This is a genomic window from uncultured Aquincola sp., from assembly GCF_964001545.1.
GTDB lineage: Bacteria > Pseudomonadota > Gammaproteobacteria > Burkholderiales > Burkholderiaceae_C > Aquincola.
On record NZ_CAXFDV010000759.1, the window covers coordinates 1 to 16403 of the forward strand.

Annotated in this window: 14 protein-coding genes and 1 pseudogene; 10 read left to right on the forward strand and 5 right to left on the reverse strand. The window is 69.5% G+C overall.

The genetic code is table 11. The features are described from left to right. Positions 1-142: 142 nt before the first annotated feature. From ABNT58_RS26540 to ABNT58_RS26555, 4 genes are all read right to left on the reverse strand, one after another. Entirely contained in the window at positions 143-1048 is a 906-nt protein-coding gene (locus ABNT58_RS26540) for an ion transporter (protein ID WP_348756377.1), read from the reverse strand. 9 nt (positions 1049-1057) lie between these two features. Beyond that, entirely contained in the window at positions 1058-3244 is a 2187-nt protein-coding gene (locus ABNT58_RS26545; RefSeq protein WP_348756378.1) for a VIT domain-containing protein, read from the reverse strand. 48 nt (positions 3245-3292) lie between these two features. Continuing rightward, on the reverse strand, positions 3293-3733 hold the full coding sequence (locus tag ABNT58_RS26550) for a helix-turn-helix domain-containing protein (RefSeq protein WP_348756379.1): 441 nt from the start codon (positions 3731-3733) through the stop codon (positions 3293-3295). Positions 3734-3796: 63 nt separating this feature from the next. After that, positions 3797-4591 (reverse strand): IclR family transcriptional regulator, encoded by a 795-nt coding sequence (locus ABNT58_RS26555; RefSeq protein ID WP_348756380.1) that lies wholly within the window; start codon positions 4589-4591, stop codon positions 3797-3799. A gap of 153 nt (positions 4592-4744) precedes the next feature. Here ABNT58_RS26555 and ABNT58_RS26560 point away from each other — a divergent pair, with 153 nt between their 5' ends. The 4 genes from ABNT58_RS26560 to ABNT58_RS26575 are packed head-to-tail and all read left to right on the forward strand — an operon-like array spanning position 4745 to position 8461. Further along, positions 4745-6001 (forward strand): aconitase family protein, encoded by a 1257-nt coding sequence (locus ABNT58_RS26560; protein ID WP_348756381.1) that lies wholly within the window; start codon positions 4745-4747, stop codon positions 5999-6001. Then, positions 5998-6540 (forward strand): 3-isopropylmalate dehydratase, encoded by a 543-nt coding sequence (locus ABNT58_RS26565; protein ID WP_348756382.1) that lies wholly within the window; start codon positions 5998-6000, stop codon positions 6538-6540. The genes ABNT58_RS26560 and ABNT58_RS26565 overlap by 4 nt, the downstream gene beginning before the upstream one ends. Next, a complete protein-coding gene (locus ABNT58_RS26570) occupies positions 6533-7429 on the forward strand; it encodes an isocitrate lyase/PEP mutase family protein (RefSeq protein ID WP_348756383.1) in 897 nt (298 codons plus the stop codon). Before ABNT58_RS26565 ends, ABNT58_RS26570 begins: the two co-directional genes overlap by 8 nt. Positions 7430-7462: 33 nt before the next feature. Next, positions 7463-8461 (forward strand): tripartite tricarboxylate transporter substrate binding protein, encoded by a 999-nt coding sequence (locus tag ABNT58_RS26575; RefSeq protein WP_348756384.1) that lies wholly within the window; start codon positions 7463-7465, stop codon positions 8459-8461. A 19-nt stretch (positions 8462-8480) separates the two neighbouring features. Here the strand turns inward: ABNT58_RS26575 and ABNT58_RS26580 are convergent, their stop codons facing one another. Continuing rightward, positions 8481-10391 (reverse strand): potassium transporter Kup, encoded by a 1911-nt coding sequence (locus tag ABNT58_RS26580; protein ID WP_348756385.1) that lies wholly within the window; start codon positions 10389-10391, stop codon positions 8481-8483. Positions 10392-10583: 192 nt separating this feature from the next. Between ABNT58_RS26580 and kdpF the strand changes: the two genes are divergently transcribed. The 6 genes and pseudogenes from kdpF to ABNT58_RS26610 form a co-directional block, all read left to right on the forward strand. Beyond that, entirely contained in the window at positions 10584-10673 is a 90-nt protein-coding gene (kdpF, locus tag ABNT58_RS26585) for a K(+)-transporting ATPase subunit F (RefSeq protein WP_348756386.1), read from the forward strand. After that, positions 10673-12481 (forward strand): potassium-transporting ATPase subunit KdpA, encoded by a 1809-nt coding sequence (gene kdpA / locus ABNT58_RS26590; protein WP_348756387.1) that lies wholly within the window; start codon positions 10673-10675, stop codon positions 12479-12481. The genes kdpF and kdpA overlap by 1 nt, the downstream gene beginning before the upstream one ends. A gap of 20 nt (positions 12482-12501) precedes the next feature. Further along, entirely contained in the window at positions 12502-14586 is a 2085-nt protein-coding gene (gene kdpB, locus ABNT58_RS26595) for a potassium-transporting ATPase subunit KdpB (RefSeq protein ID WP_348756388.1), read from the forward strand. An 11-nt stretch (positions 14587-14597) separates the two neighbouring features. Further along, a complete protein-coding gene (gene kdpC / locus ABNT58_RS26600) occupies positions 14598-15173 on the forward strand; it encodes a potassium-transporting ATPase subunit KdpC (RefSeq protein ID WP_348756389.1) in 576 nt (191 codons plus the stop codon). Positions 15174-15270: 97 nt separating this feature from the next. After that, positions 15271-16236 carry a magnesium and cobalt transport protein CorA gene (locus tag ABNT58_RS26605; RefSeq protein ID WP_348756390.1) on the forward strand — a complete coding sequence of 322 codons (966 nt, stop codon included), beginning with the start codon at positions 15271-15273 and terminating at the stop codon, positions 16234-16236. Between the two features lie 13 nt (positions 16237-16249). After that, positions 16250-16403: pseudogene (locus tag ABNT58_RS26610) on the forward strand (hypothetical protein); the annotation flags it as partial.

The following is a 16403-nucleotide window of genomic DNA, read 5'->3' on the forward strand; positions in this document are numbered from 1 at the left end:
GAAGACGGCAAGACGCGTGGCCGCCCGGTGGGCGTGACGGTGGACCCGCGCGGTGCGCTGCTGGTGGCCGACGACCTGTCCAACACCTTGTGGAGGGTCACGCCGGCCCCATAAGCAGAATAAGCAGGCTGGGGCGGCGCCCTCAGGGCGCGCTGCCCCGCGCGTAGGGCGGCAGCGGTGCGCCGCAGTCGCTGCAATAGCGGGCCTGCGGCGCATGGCCTTCGCTCAGGCAGGCGGGGCAGGTGCGGGTGGTGGGCAGGCGGCGGTGGCCCATGCGCAGCGCGGTGAACTCGGCGCCCACGATGCCGGTGGGCACCGCCAGCGTGCCCCAGCCCACCAGCATCATCACCGAGGCGATGAAGCGGCCCAGCCCGGTCTTGGGCGTGATGTCGCCAAAGCCCACCGTCGTCATCGTGGAGATGGCCCAGTACACCGACACCGGGATGTTGGCAAAGCCGTTGGCCGGCCCTTCCACCACATAGAGGATGGTGCCCATCACCACCACCACCAGCATCACGAAGCTGAGGAACACCATGATCTTGCGCCGACTGGCCGCCAGGGCGCTGAGCAGCGCGGCGTATTCGTCCACGTACTCGGCCAGCTTCAAGATGCGGAACAGGCGCAGCAGCCGCAGCAGCCGCACGTCGATCAGCGCATGCAGGCCGGGCAGGAACAGCGCCAGCCAGGTGGGCAGCACCGCCAGCAGGTCGATGACGCCGAAAAAGCTGCGCGCATAACGCAGCGGCCGGTGCACGCAGGCCAGCCGCGCCAGGTACTCCAGCGTGAAGACCACGGTGAACAGCCACTCCAGCACGCCCAGCACCGGCCCCCACTGCGCATGGATGTGCTCGAAGCTGTCCAGCATCACCACCGCCACGCTGGCCAGGATCAGCCACACCAGCGCCAGGTCGAACAGCCGGCCGGCGCGTGTGTCGGCCTCGAAGATGACGGTGTAGAGCCGCAAGCGCCAGCCGCCCAGCGGCCGGCCCCAGCCGGCGTCGGTGCGGGGCGGGGGCGTGGGGGTGTCGCTGGCGCGGGTCTTGGGCATGGAGCGAGTCTAGGGGCGGCCCCGGTCGGGGCTGGCATGGCCGCCCAGGCGCTGTTCGAAGACCGCCAGGGCTGCCGACACCAGCGCCGGCGCCATCGCCGCGAGCCATTGACGCAGGCGCTCCTGCATCGCGGGATCTTGCGGCGCCTGCGGCCGCTCGGCCACCCAAAGGGCCAGCAGCAGCCAGGCCATGCGACCGTCGGGCAGCAGGGCCGCCACTTCGTGCACGGCCTGCAGGGCCTTGGGGTCGGCTTGCCTGAAGCCGCTGGGGTGAAGGCCGTCCAGGCCACGCCGCACCATCTGCTCGACCACCGCGCGCGCGGTGTCGCCCAGGGACTCCGGCTGCCCAAACAAGTCGATGGCGCAGGGCGCGAAGAACTGCGCTTCGGTGGCGCAGAACGACTCGGCGAAACCGCCGCGGGATGAGAGGGCATACCGCGGCGCCTCCTGCAGCACCTGCCCGAAACCGCCCCAGCCCGCGGCCAGCATCGAGCCCACGCGGTGCAGCCGGGCCGCTTCGGTGCTGCGGTCTTGTTCGGCGCGCCGATGCACCAGCACGCAATGCGTGTGGGCGCCCAGCAGCTGGTAGCGCGTGGCCAGCGCCGGTGCGTCCACACGGCTGTCATCGGCCATCCTGCGGTGGGCCGCCATGCGGGCCAGGTCGTCGCCGGGGCAGGGCGCATCCGCCTCGGCACGCGCCAGTTCCACGCTGCGGCCTGGCGCCTCTTCGGCCAGCAGGCGCACGGCACCCGGCTCGACCGGGCGATCGAAGCCGGCGAACGCCAGCACGGTGTCGCCACCGAACACGCTGGCCGCGGGCCCGCATGACCAGACGGGCGTGCGGCCCCAGTCGATGCGCACCTGCGTGTGCACCGGCTGGCGCATGCGCTGCAACATGTGGCGGGCCGCGGTGGCCACCGCCTCGCCCGGCGTGGCAAAGTCGCAGGCACCGCCGGTGGCTTGCGCCAGTGCCCGCAGCACGCCTTCGGCCGGCGCCGCGCCCACGCCGATGGCAAACACGCGGTGGCCGCTGCGGCGGGCCTCGGCCACCGTGGCTTCGGCATGCCAGATGTTGCCGTCGGTGATCATCAGCACGTCGCCGCCTTCGTCCGCCTGGCTGCCTGGCAGCTTGAACACTTCGGCCAATGCCAGGGCCATCTCGGTGCCGCCCAGGTCGGCCTGCACACCGTCGACCAGCGGCTGCAGGTGGCGCAGCGTCTGGGCGCGTGCCCGGGAAGGCGGCAACAGGTGCTCGACCGAGGTGCCGAAGCGGCTCAGGCTCAGCTCGTCGTCGTCTTCCAGCGCCGCCACCACGCCGCGCAGCGCGGCGCGGGCGGACTCGATGCTGTCGCCCTGCATCGAGCCCGAGCAATCGACCAGCAGCTTGAGCCGGATCGCCCGCCGCGCGGGTGCCAGCGGCGGCCGCAGTGCGGCCATCATCACCACCGGGGCGGCGGTATCGAAGGGGTCCTCGGCGCGCACCAGCAGCGAAGGCTGCGGCTCACGCGGCGTGACGATCACCACCAGGTCGCGGTCCAGCCGCGCGCCGGGCTGCAGCTCCAGCGCCAGCGCGGCGCCGTCGGCCGGGTGCGTGGCCATGGCATGGGTGGGGCTGTGCGCATGGGCGCCGGCCAGGGTGGGGCCCAGGGTCAGGCGCAGGTTCAGCGGGTAATCGGCGGCCAGATCCACCTCGGGCGCCTGCTGGGGCTGCAGGCCGGCAGCCGCAGGCGGGCCGTGGCGTGGCGCGATGGTGGTGGGGATGGAGACCCGAAGCCGGCCTTGCTCAAAGCTCAGCAGTTCGGCCAGGCGGCACTCGATCACCAGCTCATCGCCCGGCATCAGGTTGCCGATGTTGGCCGTGTGCAGGCCGTCGCCGTGCGCTTCCAGCATCACCGGGGCATCGCCCTCCTGCAAGGCGGCTTCGTACTGACGCTCGGCCTGCTGCCGCGCCACCACCACGCCATCCTGGCGCTGGCCGTTGAGCTCGCAGGCGAAGCCCAGCAGCACCGACCGCAGCGGCAGCGGAAAGGTGTAGACCACCTCCAGCGCCTGGCTGCCAGCGTTGCGGTAGGTCTGGCGCAGCGTGAGGCTCAGCAGCGTGGCGTCCAGCCGGCCTTCGGCCTGCACGCCCACCAGCACGGGCGGCGGTGCGTGGCCGCCGGTACGGACCAGGGAAAAGGCGCGGTGTTCGGGCATCGTCGGTCTCCGTAGGGGTGGGTGGAAGCAGGCGTTTGCAGCGCTTGCTCAAGGGGCGCGGGGGCTGGCGCGCAGCCGGCGGTACAGGGCTGCGATGCCCTGCACCAGCTGGCGCATCTGCGCTGGATCGAGCCCGGCGCGACCCGGCTCGACGTGGATCTCCAGGCCGTCTGCCACGGTGACGCGGCTCCAGACTTCGACGCTGCCCGGCGGCGCGCGGCGCGGCGCCGGGTCTTCGGGCGCGCCGGCGGTCAGCTCGCGCACGCGCGCAAGGCTCAGCCCGGCGTCGGTCCAGCGGCGGATCAGCAGTAGCTGCTCCAGGTGGCGCCGCACATAGTGCGCGCCACGCTTTTCACCCACGGGGCGGTCGATCAGGCCTTCGGTGATGTAGTAGCGCACGGTGCGCGGCGTCAGGCCCGCCAACACCGACAGCTCGTCGATGGAAAAGCGTTCAGCGTCTGCTTCGGTGGCGCGGTCGGTCTCTGGCATGGCGCCAATATGCGCCACTTATTTGAGACAGTCAACTGTCAAAAAATCAGGCCGTCGTGGCCCTCAACGGCTGCCCTCCTGCAGCGCCTGCAGCAGCCGCCCCAGCTTGCGGGCCTGCCGCTGCAGGGCCGCGCCCACCTCGGCGCGTCGGCGCTCGTCGAGCCGGGCCGAGATCGCTGCCACGCTGAGGGCGGCCATGGGTGGGGCGCCCGGCAGGGCCACGCCCACGGCAGCGGTGCCGGTGAACACCGGGCTGTCGAGGAAGGCGTAGCCCTGTGCCCGGCCTTGGGCCACCGCGGCCATCACTTGCGCGGCGTCCAGCGACGACTGCTTGGCATAGCGCCAGGCATTGGCCTCGATGATGTCTTGCGCCTCTTCCGCCGGCAGCTGGCACAGGATGGCCAGGCCGCCTGCGCCCACGCCCAGGGGCCGGCGGATGCCCACGTCCAGCGTCAGCGCCTTGATGGGGTAGTCGCCCAGCGCACGGGCGGTGCACACCGCTTCCAGGCCGCGGCGCTCGCTCAGGTACACCGTGTCCTGCGTGTCGTGGGCCAGTTCGGCCAGCGCCGGCTCGCAGTGCGCGGCCAGTTGCACGCGGGGGTAGGCCAGCATGCCCAGCTCATGCAGCAGCGGGCCCAGGTGGTACTTGCGGGTGACCGCATGGCGTTCCAGCAGGCCTTCCAGCTCCAGCCGCTGCAGCATGCGAAAGCAGGTGGAGGTGGGCAGGCCGGTGGCGCTGGCCACGTCGCCCAAACGCATGCCGTTGCGCCCGCGCGAGGCGACGGTGCGCAGCAGCTCCACCACGCGTTCGATGCTCTGGGTGCCCGCGCGGGTGCGCTCGGCCGGGGTGGTGGTCATGCGGGTGGCCCTCTTAAAACGTTTCCACGATGCGGCAGAACCTGGGGTTGCCCCGGGCGCCTTGCGCAGGCTTGTGGCCTTGAATGGTGGCACAGCAGCAGCCCCAGGAGTTTCCACAAGGTGACAAACCATCCAACGCGCGTGCCGCAGACCATGACCGAGAAGATCCTCGCCCGTTGCAGCGGGCGCGACTTCGTGCACCCCGGCGACGAGATCGAGGCCCGGCCCGACGTGGTCATCAGCTACGACTTTCCCGGCTACACCGACGTGTTCTTCAAGGAGGCGCGCGAGGAGTTCGGCGTCGAGCAGGTGGCCACGCCCGAGCGCTATGTGCTGTTCATCGACCACATGGTGCCGGCGGCTTCGCCCAAGGAAGAAGAGCTGCACCGCGGCACCCGCGCCTGGGGCGCCGCGCAAGGCGTGCCGGTGCATGAACGCAAGGGCATCGGCCACCAGGTGTCGGCCGAGCTGGGCTATGCCACGCCGGGCGCCTTCATCGTGCACTTTGACGGCCATGTGAGCCAGCTGGGCGCCTTCGGGGCCTACGCCTTCGGGGCGCGCAAGGGCGTGCTGGAAGCCTATGTGTCCGAGACCATCGCGCTGCGGGTGCTGCCCACGGTCAAGGTGGTGATCACCGGCACGCTGCAGCCGGGCGTGATGGCGCGCGACGTGTTCCACCATCTGGTGCGGGTGATGGGGCCCTCGTCGTGCGCGTTCAAGGCGGTTGAACTGGCCGGCCCGGTGATCGATGCGATGAGCGTGGAAGGCCGGCAGACGCTGTGCGGCCAGGCCATGTTTCTCGGCGCCACCACCATGCTGGTGGCGCCCGATGCCCGCACCCGCGAGTGGCTGCAGGGCCGGCCCTGCCTGCAGGTGCCCGCGGTGCAGCCCGACGAAGACGCGGTGTACGAACGGGTGGTCACGGTGGACGTGTCGGCGCTGCAGCCCATCGTGGTGGTGCCGCCCAGCCCGGCCAACACCCGCGACCTGTCGGAGCACGTGGGCCTGGCCGTGCATGCGGGCTACCTGGGCTCTTGCGCCAGCGGCCGGCTGGAAGACCTGCGCATCGCAGCCCAGGTGCTGCGCGGCCGGCAGATCCAGCCGGGCTTCCAGCTGCATGTGGTGCCCACCTCGCAGGCCATCATGGCGCAGGCCGCACGTGAAGGGCTGATCGAGGCGCTGGTGGAAGCGGGCGCCTTCGTCAGCTCGCCCACCTGCGACTACTGCTACGGCCGCATCGCCACCATGGCCGACGGCCAGCGCGCGGTGTCCACCGGCACGCTGAACACGCCGGGCCGCATGGGCAGCGTGGACAGCGAGATCTACCTGTGCAACGCCGCCGTGGTGGCCGCCAGCGCGCTGGAAGGCTGCATCGCCGACCCGCGGCCTTACCTGGAGGCGTCGGCATGAGCGCGTTGAAGAACCTGCGCGGCCGCGTGGCCTGGGTGTTCGAGGAAGACGACTACGACATCGACCTCATCGTCGGCGTGCGCAACATCAAGATCACCGACCTGCAGGAACTGGCCGGCCTGGTGCTGGCCGACCAGGCGCCGGGCTTCGCGGCCACGGTGCAGCGTGGCGACCTGCTGGTGGGCGGCCGCAACTTCGGCTATGGCCACCCGCACTACCCGGCAATGCGGGCGATGCGCCACCTGGGCATTGCCGGCGTGGTGGCCGAGTCGTTTTCGCCCGGCTTTTTCCGCGGCGAGATCAGCATGGGTTTTCCGCTGGTCACCTGCCCCGGCATCCTGGCCGCGGCGCGGCGCGGCGACCTGCTGGAAGTGGACTGGGCCGCGCAGCAGGTGCAGCTGCCGGCGCTGGACCGCTCGCTGCCCATCGAGCCGCTGGGCGCTGCCGAGCGCGGCACGCTGGAGGCGGGCGGCCTCATTCCTTACCTCAAGGCGCGGCTGGCCCGCGCAACCGCACCCACCGGAGCACCGCATGACTGACACCTCACCCACGCTCAACCGCCAGCAGCTGCGCCGCCGTGTGCAAGGCGGCCCCACGGTCTGGTTCGCCGGTGCGCAGGATGCGCTATCGGCCCTGCTGGTGGACCAGTCGGACTTCGACGGCGTGTTCTCCACCGGCTTCGGCATCTCGGCCTCGCTGCTGGGCCAGCCCGACATGGAGCTGTACACGCTGAGCGAAAACGTGCAGGTGGTGGACCACATGGCCGCCGTGGTGCGCAAGCCCATCTTTGCCGATGCCGACACCGGCTACGGCAACGTGCTGAACATGGGCCGTACTGTGCGCGCCTTCGAGAAGGCCGGCGTGGCTGCGCTGTCCATCGAAGACCAGGTCAGCCCCAAGCGCTGCCCCGCGGCGGCCGCGCAGTCGCTGGTGGTGCCGCTGCACGAGGCGCTGGCCCGCATCCATGCCGCGGTGGACGCGCGGCAGGACCCCGATCTGCTGATCGTCGCGCGCACCGACGTGGCCGACCCGCAGGAAGCCATCGACCGCGCGGCGCGGCTGGCCGAGGCGGGCGCCGACCTGATCCAGCCGATCTCACGCACCTTCAGCCGTTACGAAGAGCTGGTGCGCCTGCGCGAGGCCTGCGGCCGGCCGCTGTCGCTGCAGCTGATGGAAGGCACCTGGATGGCCCGGCTCGACCGTGCGCAGATCGAAGCGGTGGCGGCCTTTGCCACCTATCCCATCGTCTCGCTGCTGACCATCGTGCATGCGATGCAGGCCAACCTGGCCGCGCTGGCGGCCCGCCGCGGTGAACCGATGGGCGAGCTGCCCTGCGGCCGCGCCACCATGGCGGCCTTCAAGCAGACCATCGGCTGGGAGCGGCTGGAACAACGCCAGGCCGCCTACGAAGCCACGGCCGCGCGCTGAGCCTGCCTTCACGACCCGAACCAGGAGACTTTCATGCAACACCACCGTCGCCGTGCGCTGGCGGCCGGGCTGGCCGGCGCTGCGCTGCTGGCCGCCGCCCCGGGCGCGCTGCTGGCCCAGCCGGCCTTTCCCAGCAAGCCCATCCGCATCATCGTGCCGTACCCGCCGGGCGGCGCCACCGACGTGGCGGCCCGGCTGCTGGCGCCGCGGCTGCAGGAAGAACTCAAGCAGACCGTGGTGGTGGAAAACCGGCCCGGTGCCAGCGGCAACCTGGGCATGGTCACGCTGCTGCAAAGCCCGGCCGATGGTCACACGCTGGCCATGAGCCTGACGGGCATGCTGTCCATCAACCCGGTGACCTTCAGCAAGGCCGGCTTCACCGCGGCCGACTTCGTGCCGGTGGCACGCGTGTCGCTGGCGCCGCTGGTGCTGGTGGTGCCGCCGGATTCACCGTTCAAGACCGTGGGCGACCTGGTGGCCGCGGGCAAGGCGGCCGGCAAGGGCGGCCTGCCTTATGGCTCGGCGGGCGCGGGCGGCCTGTCGCACCTGGCTTCCGAGATGCTCAATGCGCAGGCCAGCGGAAACTACACGCATGTGCCCTACAAGGGCGGCGCGCCGCTGGCGCAGGCGCTGATGACGGGCGAAGTCAAGTGGGGCCTGCTGGGCACCGCCGATGCACGCAGCTTCATCCAGGCCGGCAAGCTCAAGGCGCTGGGCCAGCTGCGCGCCACCCGCTCCGAGCTCTGGCCCGACGTGCCCACGCTGATCGAACAGGGCTCGCCGGGGGGTGTCGATTTCGACGTCTGGTTCGGCCTGGTGGCCCCGGCCCGGACGCCGACCGCGGCGGTGCAGCTGATCAACCAGAAGGTGGCGCAGATCGTCACCGAGCCCGAGTTCCGCAAGCGCCTGAACGAGATCGGCGGCGTCTCGCCGATGACCGGCAACACGCCCGCCGCCTTCAACGAAGTGCTGCAGCGCGAAGTCACGCTGCTGTCGAAGGCGGCCAAGGATCTGGGGCTGCAGCTGGATTGAGGGCCGCGGGGCCCCACGCTCAGATCTGCACCCGCGTGCCCAGCTCCACCACGCCGTTGTCCGGCAGCTTGAAGAACCCTGCCACGCTGCCGGCGTTGCGCGACATCATCGCGAACAGGGCTTCGCGCCAGTGGGCCATGCCGGTGCCGCGGGTGGGTATCACGATCTCGCGGCTCAGGAAGTACGAGGTGGCGGCCTGGTCGATCGGCAGGCCCTGCTGGGCGCAGAGTTCCAGCGCCTTGGGAATGTCCGGCTCGTCCATGAAGCCGAAGGTCACCTGCACCCGCCAGAAGCCCTTGACCAGGGGCGTGACCTGAACCCGGTGCGCTTCGTCCACCTTCGGAACTTCCTCAAACTGCACGTTGAGGATCAGGTTCGTCTCGTGCAGCACCTGGTAGTGCTTGATGTTGTGCATCAGCGCCTGCGGCACGGTTTCAGGGTTGGCGACCGCGTACACCGCGGTGCGCGCTGCACGGTGCGCGGTGTCGTCCTGCGACAGGGAGGTGATGAAGGGCAGCAGCTCGGGGTCGTCGCGCCGGATGTGGTCGATCAGCAGTTCGCGTCCGCGTCGCCAGGTGGTCATCACCGCAAAGATGGCGCCGCCCATGACCAGCGGGAACCAGCCGCCCTGCAGGATCTTGAGGGAGCACGAGATCACCAGCACCGCATCGACCACCAGGAAGACGGCGGTCGCGGCCAGCGCGACTGCGAGCGAATACTTCCACACATGGTGCACGACGAAGAACGTCAAGGCCGTGGTGATGAACATCGTGACCGTGACCGCGATGCCGTAGGCGGACGCCAGCGCGGATGAACTGCCGAAGCCCACGGTGGCCAGCAGCACCGCCACCATCACCACCCAGTTGACCAGCGGCACGTAGATCTGCCCGTACTCCTGGGACGTGTTGAGGATGCGCATGCGCGGCAGCAGGCCGAGCTGGATGGCCTGCCGCGTCATCGAGTAGGCGCCGGAGATGGTCGCCTGCGAGGCGATCACCGAGGCTGCCGTGGCCAGCAGCACCGCCGGAATCAGCAGATAGGTCGGAAAGAGGCGGTAGAACGGGCTTTCCAGCGCGGTGGGGTCGGCGATCAGCAAGGCACCCTGACCCATGTAGTTGAGCGCGAGCGAAGGCAGCACCAGGCCGGTCCAGGCCAGACGGATCGGCCGCGCCCCGAAGTGACCCATGTCGGCATACAGGGCTTCGGCGCCGGTGAGGGCCAGCACGATGGACCCCATGATCAGGAACAGGTGCCAGCCACGGGCCTGCAGAAAGTCGATGGCCTGCAGCGGATTGAGTGCCGCCAGGATGCCCGGCTGCGAGACCACCTGCAGCGCGCCCATGATGCCGAGCACCGTGAACCACAGGGTGATGACCGGGCCGAACAGCTTGCCCACCGTGCCGGTGCCAAAGCGCTGGGCCATGAACAGCACGACGATGATGGCCACCGAGATGGGCACGATGTAGGGCTCGAAGGCGGGTGTGATCGACCCCAGGCCTTCGACCGCACCCAGCACCGAGATGGCCGGCGTGATGACGCTGTCGCCGTAGAACAGCGCGGCGCCGAGCACGCCGATGACCAGCAGCGCCGTGCGCCGGGCCGGCGTGCCGTTGGCGGCCAGGGCCGTCAGCGCCATCACGCCACCTTCGCCGCGGTTGTCGGCCCGCAGGATCAGGATCACGTACTTCAGCGTGACCACCACCATCAGCGCCCAGAAGATCACCGAGACGGCACCGATGATGTTGGCCGCATCCAGCGGCACGCCGTGCGATGGGTTGAACACCTCCTTCATCGTGTACAGCGGGCTGGTGCCGATGTCGCCGTACACGACGCCCAGCGCCCCCAGCGTCAGCATGCCCAGGCCCTGACGGGATTCATTCGCGTTCATCTTGTCGCCGCCCTCGATCTCAAGGCCGCGTTTATAGGGCATCCGGCGTCTTGATGATTTCTTGATGCGGCGCGCCTGCATCTCTATGCCGTCTTGATGCCGGCTTCCATACGCTGACGGCTGGAAAAAAGAAGTTGGAGAACCCATGGACTTTGTCTTCCTCTTGGGGGCGGTCGCGATGTTCATTGCCTTGCTCGGCCTGGTGGCCGGTTGCGGCGCGCTGGGAGCACGCCCATGAGCTGGCTGTACTGGCTCGCCGGCCTGTCGGCGCTCGCACTGCTTGTTTACCTGCTGTATGCCCTGCTGAGGGCCGAGGAATTTTGATGAGTGCTCAAGCCTGGACCCTGCTGGGTGTGTTCCTGGTCGTGCTGGTGCTGCTGGCCTGGCCGCTGGGCCGCTGGCTCGCGGCGGTGGCCGAAGGTCGCCTGCCGCATTGGATGGCGCCGCTGGCGGCTGCCGAACGGGGCCTGTATCGGCTGGCGGGCGTCGACGCCCAGGCCAGCATGGGCTGGAAGTCCTACGCGCTGGCCCTGTTGTGCTTCAACGGGCTCGGATTCGTCGTCGTCTATGCGCTGCAGCGGCTGCAGGCCGTGCTGCCGCTCAACCCGGCCGGCATGGCGGCGGTCAGTCCCGACTCTTCCTTCAACACCGCCATCAGCTTTGTCAGCAACACCAACTGGCAGGGCTACAGCGGCGAAGCGACGATGAGCTACCTGACGCAGATGGTGGCGCTGGCGGGGCAGAATTTCTTCTCCGCGGCCACCGGCATCGTGGTGGTCATGGCCTTGATCCGGGCCTTCGCAGCCCGCTCGGCCACCGGGATCGGCAACTTCTGGGTCGACGTGACGCGGGTCACCGCCTATGTGCTGGTGCCGTTGTCGCTCGTGCTGGCGGTGGCGCTCGTCAGCCAGGGCGTGATCCAGAACTTCTCGCCCTACCAGGAAGCCACCACGCTGGAGGCCACCCGCTACCAGCAGCCGAAGGTGGACGCTGCCGGCCAGCCCGTGCTCGACGCGCAGGGCGCCCCGGTGATGGAGGACAAGACCAGCAGCACGCAAACCCTGCCGATGGGCCCGGTGGCTTCGCAGGAGGCCATCAAGATGCTGGGCACCAACGGTGGCGGCTTCTTCAACGCCAACTCGGCCCACCCGTACGAGAACCCCACGCCGCTGTCCAACTTGCTGCAGATGCTGGCGATCTTCGTGATCCCCACCGCGCTGGTGTTCATGTTCGGCCGCATGGTGGGTGACGTGCGCCAGGGCTGGGCGCTGCTGGCTGCGATGACGGCGATCTTCGTGGTGGCCGTGGTGGTGGTGACGGTGCAGGAACAGCAGGGAACGCCGGTGCTGGCGCAACTGGGCGTGGACCAGTCGGCCAGCGCGCAGCAGCCCGGCGGCAACATGGAAGGCAAGGAAGCGCGATTCGGCATCGCGGCCACCGGCCTGTTCGCGGCCATCACGACGGCCGCTTCCTGCGGTGCCGTCAATGGCATGCACGACTCGTTCACGCCCCTGGGCGGCGCCGTGCCGCTGGTGCTGATGCAGCTGGGCGAGGTGGTGTTCGGCGGCGTGGGCACGGGCCTGTACGGCATGCTGATCTTCGCCATCCTCACGGTGTTCATCGCCGGCCTGATGATCGGCCGCACGCCCGAATACCTGGGCAAGAAGATCGAGACCTACGAGATGAAGATGACGTCGATCGCCATCCTCGTCACGCCGGTCCTGGTGCTGGTCGGCGCCGCAGTGGCCGTGCTGGCCGAAGCCGGCAAGGCCGGCATCGCCAACCCGGGGCCGCACGGCTTTTCTGAAATCCTCTACGCCTTCACCTCGGCCGGCAACAACAACGGCAGCGCCTTTGCAGGACTGTCGGCCAACACGCCCTTCTACAACACGCTGCTGGGCATCGCGATGTGGTTCGGCCGCTTCGGCGTGATCGTGCCGGTGCTGGCCATCGCCGGCTCGCTGGCCGGCAAAAAGCGGATGGCCGTCACGGCCGGCACGCTGCCCACCCACGGGCCCCTGTTCGTGCTGCTGCTGATCGGCACCGTGCTGCTCGTCGGGCTGCTGAACTACGTGCCGGCGCTGGCCCTCGGCCCGGTCGTCGAGCACCTGATGCTCTGGTACCCGAAGTGAGGTCCCGCGTGGACAAGAACATGACTACTTCCAAAACGTTCTCCCTCTTCGATCCTGCCCTCGTCAAGCCGGCTGTCGTCTCGGCCTTCGGCAAGCTGGACCCGCGGGTGCAGTGGCGCAACCCCGTGATGTTCGTCGTCTATGTCGGCAGCATCCTCACCACCGCGCTGTGGGCGCAGGCCGTGGCCGGGCAGGGCGAGGCACCGCAGGGCTTCATCCTGGCCATCGCGCTGTGGCTGTGGTTCACCGTGCTGTTCGCCAACTTCGCCGAGGCGATGGCTGAAGGCCGCAGCAAGGCCCAGGCCTCGTCGCTGCGCGGCATGAAGCGCAAGACCATCGCCAAGGTGCTGAACCAGCCGCGCCACGGTTCTTCCTGGCATCCGCAGGAGGCCGAAGAACTGCGCAAGGGCGCGGTGGTGCTGGTGGAAGCCGGCGACACCATCCCGCTGGACGGCGAGGTGATCGAAGGCGTGGCCTCGGTGGACGAAAGCGCCATCACCGGCGAATCGGCCCCGGTCATCCGCGAGTCGGGCGGCGACTTCGCCTCGGTCACCGGCGGCACGCGCGTGCTGTCGGACTGGCTGGTGGTGCGCATCGACGTCAACCCGGGTGAGTCGTTCCTCGACCGCATGATCTCGATGGTGGAGGGCGCCAAGCGCCAGAAGACGCCCAACGAGATCGCGCTGACCATCCTGCTGGTGGCGCTGACCATCGTGTTCCTGGTGGTCACCGTCACGCTGCTGCCGTACTCGCTGTTCAGCGTGGGCGCGGCGGGGGCCGGCCAGCCGGTGTCGGTGACGGCGCTGATCGCGCTGCTGGTGTGCCTGATTCCCACCACCATCGGCGCGCTGCTGTCGGCCATCGGCGTGGCGGGCATGAGCCGCATGATGGCGGCCAACGTCATCGCCACCTCGGGCCGCGCGGTGGAAGCCGCCGGCGACGTGGACGTGCTGCTGCTGGACAAGACCGGCACCATCACCCTGGGCAACCGCCAGGCCTCGGCCTTCGTGCCGGCCAGCGGCGTGACCGAGCAGGCGCTGGCCGATGCGGCGCAGTTCGCCTCCATGGCCGACGAAACGCCCGAGGGCCGCAGCATCACCGTGCTGGCCAAGCAGAAGTTCAACCTGCGCGAACGTGAGCTGGCCGGCCAGCAGACCACCTTCGTGCCCTTCACCGCGCAAACGCGCATGAGCGGTGTCGACGTGCAGCAGCCCGACGGCAGCGTGCGCCAGCTGCGCAAGGGCGCCGGCGAGGCCATCCGCAAGCATGTGGAAGCGCTGGGCGGCCACTTCCCGGCCGACGTGCAGCAGGCCGCCAACGACGTCGCCAAGAAGGGCAGCACGCCGCTGGTGGTGGCCGACGGCACCCGTGTGCTGGGCGTGGTGGAGCTCAAGGACATCGTCAAGGGCGGCATCAAGGAGCGCTTTGCCGAGCTGCGCCGCATGGGCATCAAGACGGTGATGATCACCGGCGACAACCGCCTGACCGCCGCGGCCATCGCGGCCGAGGCCGGCGTGGACGACTTCCTGGCCGAGGCCACGCCCGAGGCCAAGCTGAAGATGATCCGCGACTACCAGGCCGAAGGCCGCCTGGTGGCCATGACCGGCGACGGTACCAACGACGCCCCCGCGCTGGCGCAGGCCGACGTGGCGGTGGCGATGAACACCGGCACCCAGGCCGCCAAGGAGGCCGGCAACATGGTGGACCTGGACAGCAACCCCACCAAGCTGCTGGAGATCGTCGAGACCGGCAAGCAGCTGCTGATGACGCGCGGCTCGCTGACCACCTTCTCCATCGCCAACGACGTGGCCAAGTACTTCGCCATCATCCCGGCGATGTTCGTCACCACCTATCCGCAGCTGGGTGCGCTGAACGTGATGGGCTTGTCCAGCCCGTCGTCGGCCATCCTGTCGGCGGTGATCTTCAACGCCATCGTCATCGTGTTCCTGATCCCGCTGGCGCTCAAGGGCGTGGCCTACCGCGCCGTCGGCGCCGCCGCGCTGCTGCGCCGCAACGTGCTGGTGTACGGCCTGGGCGGCCTGGTGGTGCCCTTCATCGGCATCAAGCTCATCGACCTGCTGCTGACGGCGGTCAACCTCGTTTGAAGGACGTTTCCATGACTGCGTATCTACGCCCCGTTCTCGTCGTGTTCGCGGCGCTCACCGTGCTCACCGGCATGGCTTATCCGCTGGCCGTCACCGGTGTGGCCCAGGCGCTGATGCCCCGGCAGGCCGCCGGCAGCCTGATCGAGCAGGACGGCAAGCTGGTGGGCTCCAGCCTGATCGGCCAGAACTTCACCGACCCCAAGTACCTGTGGGGCCGGCCCTCGGCCACCGGGCCGATGGCCAACAATGGCCTGGCCTCCGGCGGCTCGAACCAGGGACCGTTGAACCCGGCGCTGGCCGAGGCCGTGAAGGCCCGCATCGACGCGCTGCGCGCCGCCGACCCCGGCAACACCGCGCCGGTGCCGGTGGACCTGGTCACCGCTTCGGGCAGCGGGCTCGACCCGCATGTCAGCCCGGCGGGTGCCGCCTTCCAGGCTGCGCGCATCGCCCGGGTGCGCAACCTGCCGCTGTCGCGGGTGCAGCAGGTGATCGCCGAGCACACCCAGGCGCCGCTGTTCGGCTTTCTCGGCGAGCCGCGGGTCAACGTGCTGCAGGTCAACCTGAGCCTGGACGCCAACCGCCCTTGAGGGCCGGCCCGCAAACGTACGCTGCGGTGGCGCCCTGCATGGATGAAGCATGTCGTGCCGGCCCGGCTGTTCCACAGGCCATAGGGAGCCCTTGGCGATGCTGGTGAACTGCGTCGTCTACCGCCAGGGCAGCCGGCTGGAGGATGTGCCCCTGGAGCGCATCAGCGACTACCTCGACCAGCCGGGCTGCCTGGTGTGGGTCGCGTTGCGCGATCCTTCGGACGCGGAACTCGAGGTGATGCGGCGCGAGTTCGACCTGCCGCCGCTGGCCATCGAGGATGCCGGCCGCGGCCACCTGCGCCCCAAGATCGACGAATACGGCAATGCGCTGCTGGTGGTCATGCAACTGATCGAGTTCACCGGTGGCGAGCTCAACCTGGGCGAGGTGTCGGTCTTCGCCGGTCCGAACTATGTGCTGTCGGTGCGCCGCGGAAGCAGGCAGCACTTCCTGGGGGTGCGCGAGCGCTGCGAGCGCGATCCGGCGCTGCTGCAGCAGGGCCCGGGCTACGTGCTGTATGCCCTGATGGATGCGGTGATCGATCGCTACTTCCCGGTGCTGGAGCTGCTGCAGGGCGAGCTCGAGAGCATCGAGCGGCGCATCTTCGAGCCCGGTGCGGCACGCCGGAACATCGAGCGGCTGTACGACCTGAAGGGCCGTCTGCTGCAGCTGGAGCATGCCGTGGGCTCGCTGCTGCAGTTCTCCGGCAAGCTGCATGGCGGACGGGTGCCGGCGGTGTGCGTGAACACGCAAGCCTACTTTCGCGACCTCGGAGATCACCTGGCCCGCATCGCGGCGTCGGTCAACACCATCCGCGACACGATCGCCACGGCCATCATGGTGAACCTGTCGATGGTCACCATCGAAGAAGGCGAGGTCACCAAGCGCCTGGCCGCCTGGGCCGCCATCTTCGCGGTGGCCACGGCATTGGCCGGCATCTGGGGCATGAACTTCGAGTTCATGCCGGAGCTCAAGTGGCGCTGGGGCTACCCTGCAGCGCTCAGCCTCATCGTGGGTGCCGGCGCCACGGTCTGGTGGCGATTCCGCCGATCCGGCTGGCTGTGAAGATCCGCATTCCATGACCGACGAACAACGCCCCGACCCTGATGCGCTGCTGGCGCAGATCCGGCACGAAGAAGCCTCCGCCGCGCGTGGCCACCTGCGCATCTACTTCGGCTCTTCCGCCGGCGTGGGCAAGACCTACGCGATGCTGGTGGCCGCGCGCAAGCTGC

Excerpts from the sequence above, each read along its gene's own strand:
- ABNT58_RS26540 (WP_348756377.1), bottom strand. The coding sequence starts at position 1,048 with ATGCCCAAGACCCGCGCCAGCGACACCCCCACGCCCCCGCCCCGCACC.
- ABNT58_RS26545 (WP_348756378.1), bottom strand. The coding sequence starts at position 3,244 with ATGCCCGAACACCGCGCCTTTTCCCTGGTCCGTACCGGCGGCCACGCA.
- ABNT58_RS26550 (WP_348756379.1), bottom strand. The coding sequence starts at position 3,733 with ATGCCAGAGACCGACCGCGCCACCGAAGCAGACGCTGAACGCTTTTCC.
- ABNT58_RS26555 (WP_348756380.1), bottom strand. The coding sequence starts at position 4,591 with ATGACCACCACCCCGGCCGAGCGCACCCGCGCGGGCACCCAGAGCATC.
- ABNT58_RS26560 (WP_348756381.1), top strand. The coding sequence starts at position 4,745 with ATGACCGAGAAGATCCTCGCCCGTTGCAGCGGGCGCGACTTCGTGCAC.
- ABNT58_RS26565 (WP_348756382.1), top strand. The coding sequence starts at position 5,998 with ATGAGCGCGTTGAAGAACCTGCGCGGCCGCGTGGCCTGGGTGTTCGAG.
- ABNT58_RS26570 (WP_348756383.1), top strand. The coding sequence starts at position 6,533 with ATGACTGACACCTCACCCACGCTCAACCGCCAGCAGCTGCGCCGCCGT.
- ABNT58_RS26575 (WP_348756384.1), top strand. The coding sequence starts at position 7,463 with ATGCAACACCACCGTCGCCGTGCGCTGGCGGCCGGGCTGGCCGGCGCT.
- ABNT58_RS26580 (WP_348756385.1), bottom strand. The coding sequence starts at position 10,391 with ATGCCCTATAAACGCGGCCTTGAGATCGAGGGCGGCGACAAGATGAAC.
- kdpF (WP_348756386.1), top strand. The coding sequence starts at position 10,584 with ATGAGCTGGCTGTACTGGCTCGCCGGCCTGTCGGCGCTCGCACTGCTT.
- kdpA (WP_348756387.1), top strand. The coding sequence starts at position 10,673 with ATGAGTGCTCAAGCCTGGACCCTGCTGGGTGTGTTCCTGGTCGTGCTG.
- kdpB (WP_348756388.1), top strand. The coding sequence starts at position 12,502 with ATGACTACTTCCAAAACGTTCTCCCTCTTCGATCCTGCCCTCGTCAAG.
- kdpC (WP_348756389.1), top strand. The coding sequence starts at position 14,598 with ATGACTGCGTATCTACGCCCCGTTCTCGTCGTGTTCGCGGCGCTCACC.
- ABNT58_RS26605 (WP_348756390.1), top strand. The coding sequence starts at position 15,271 with ATGCTGGTGAACTGCGTCGTCTACCGCCAGGGCAGCCGGCTGGAGGAT.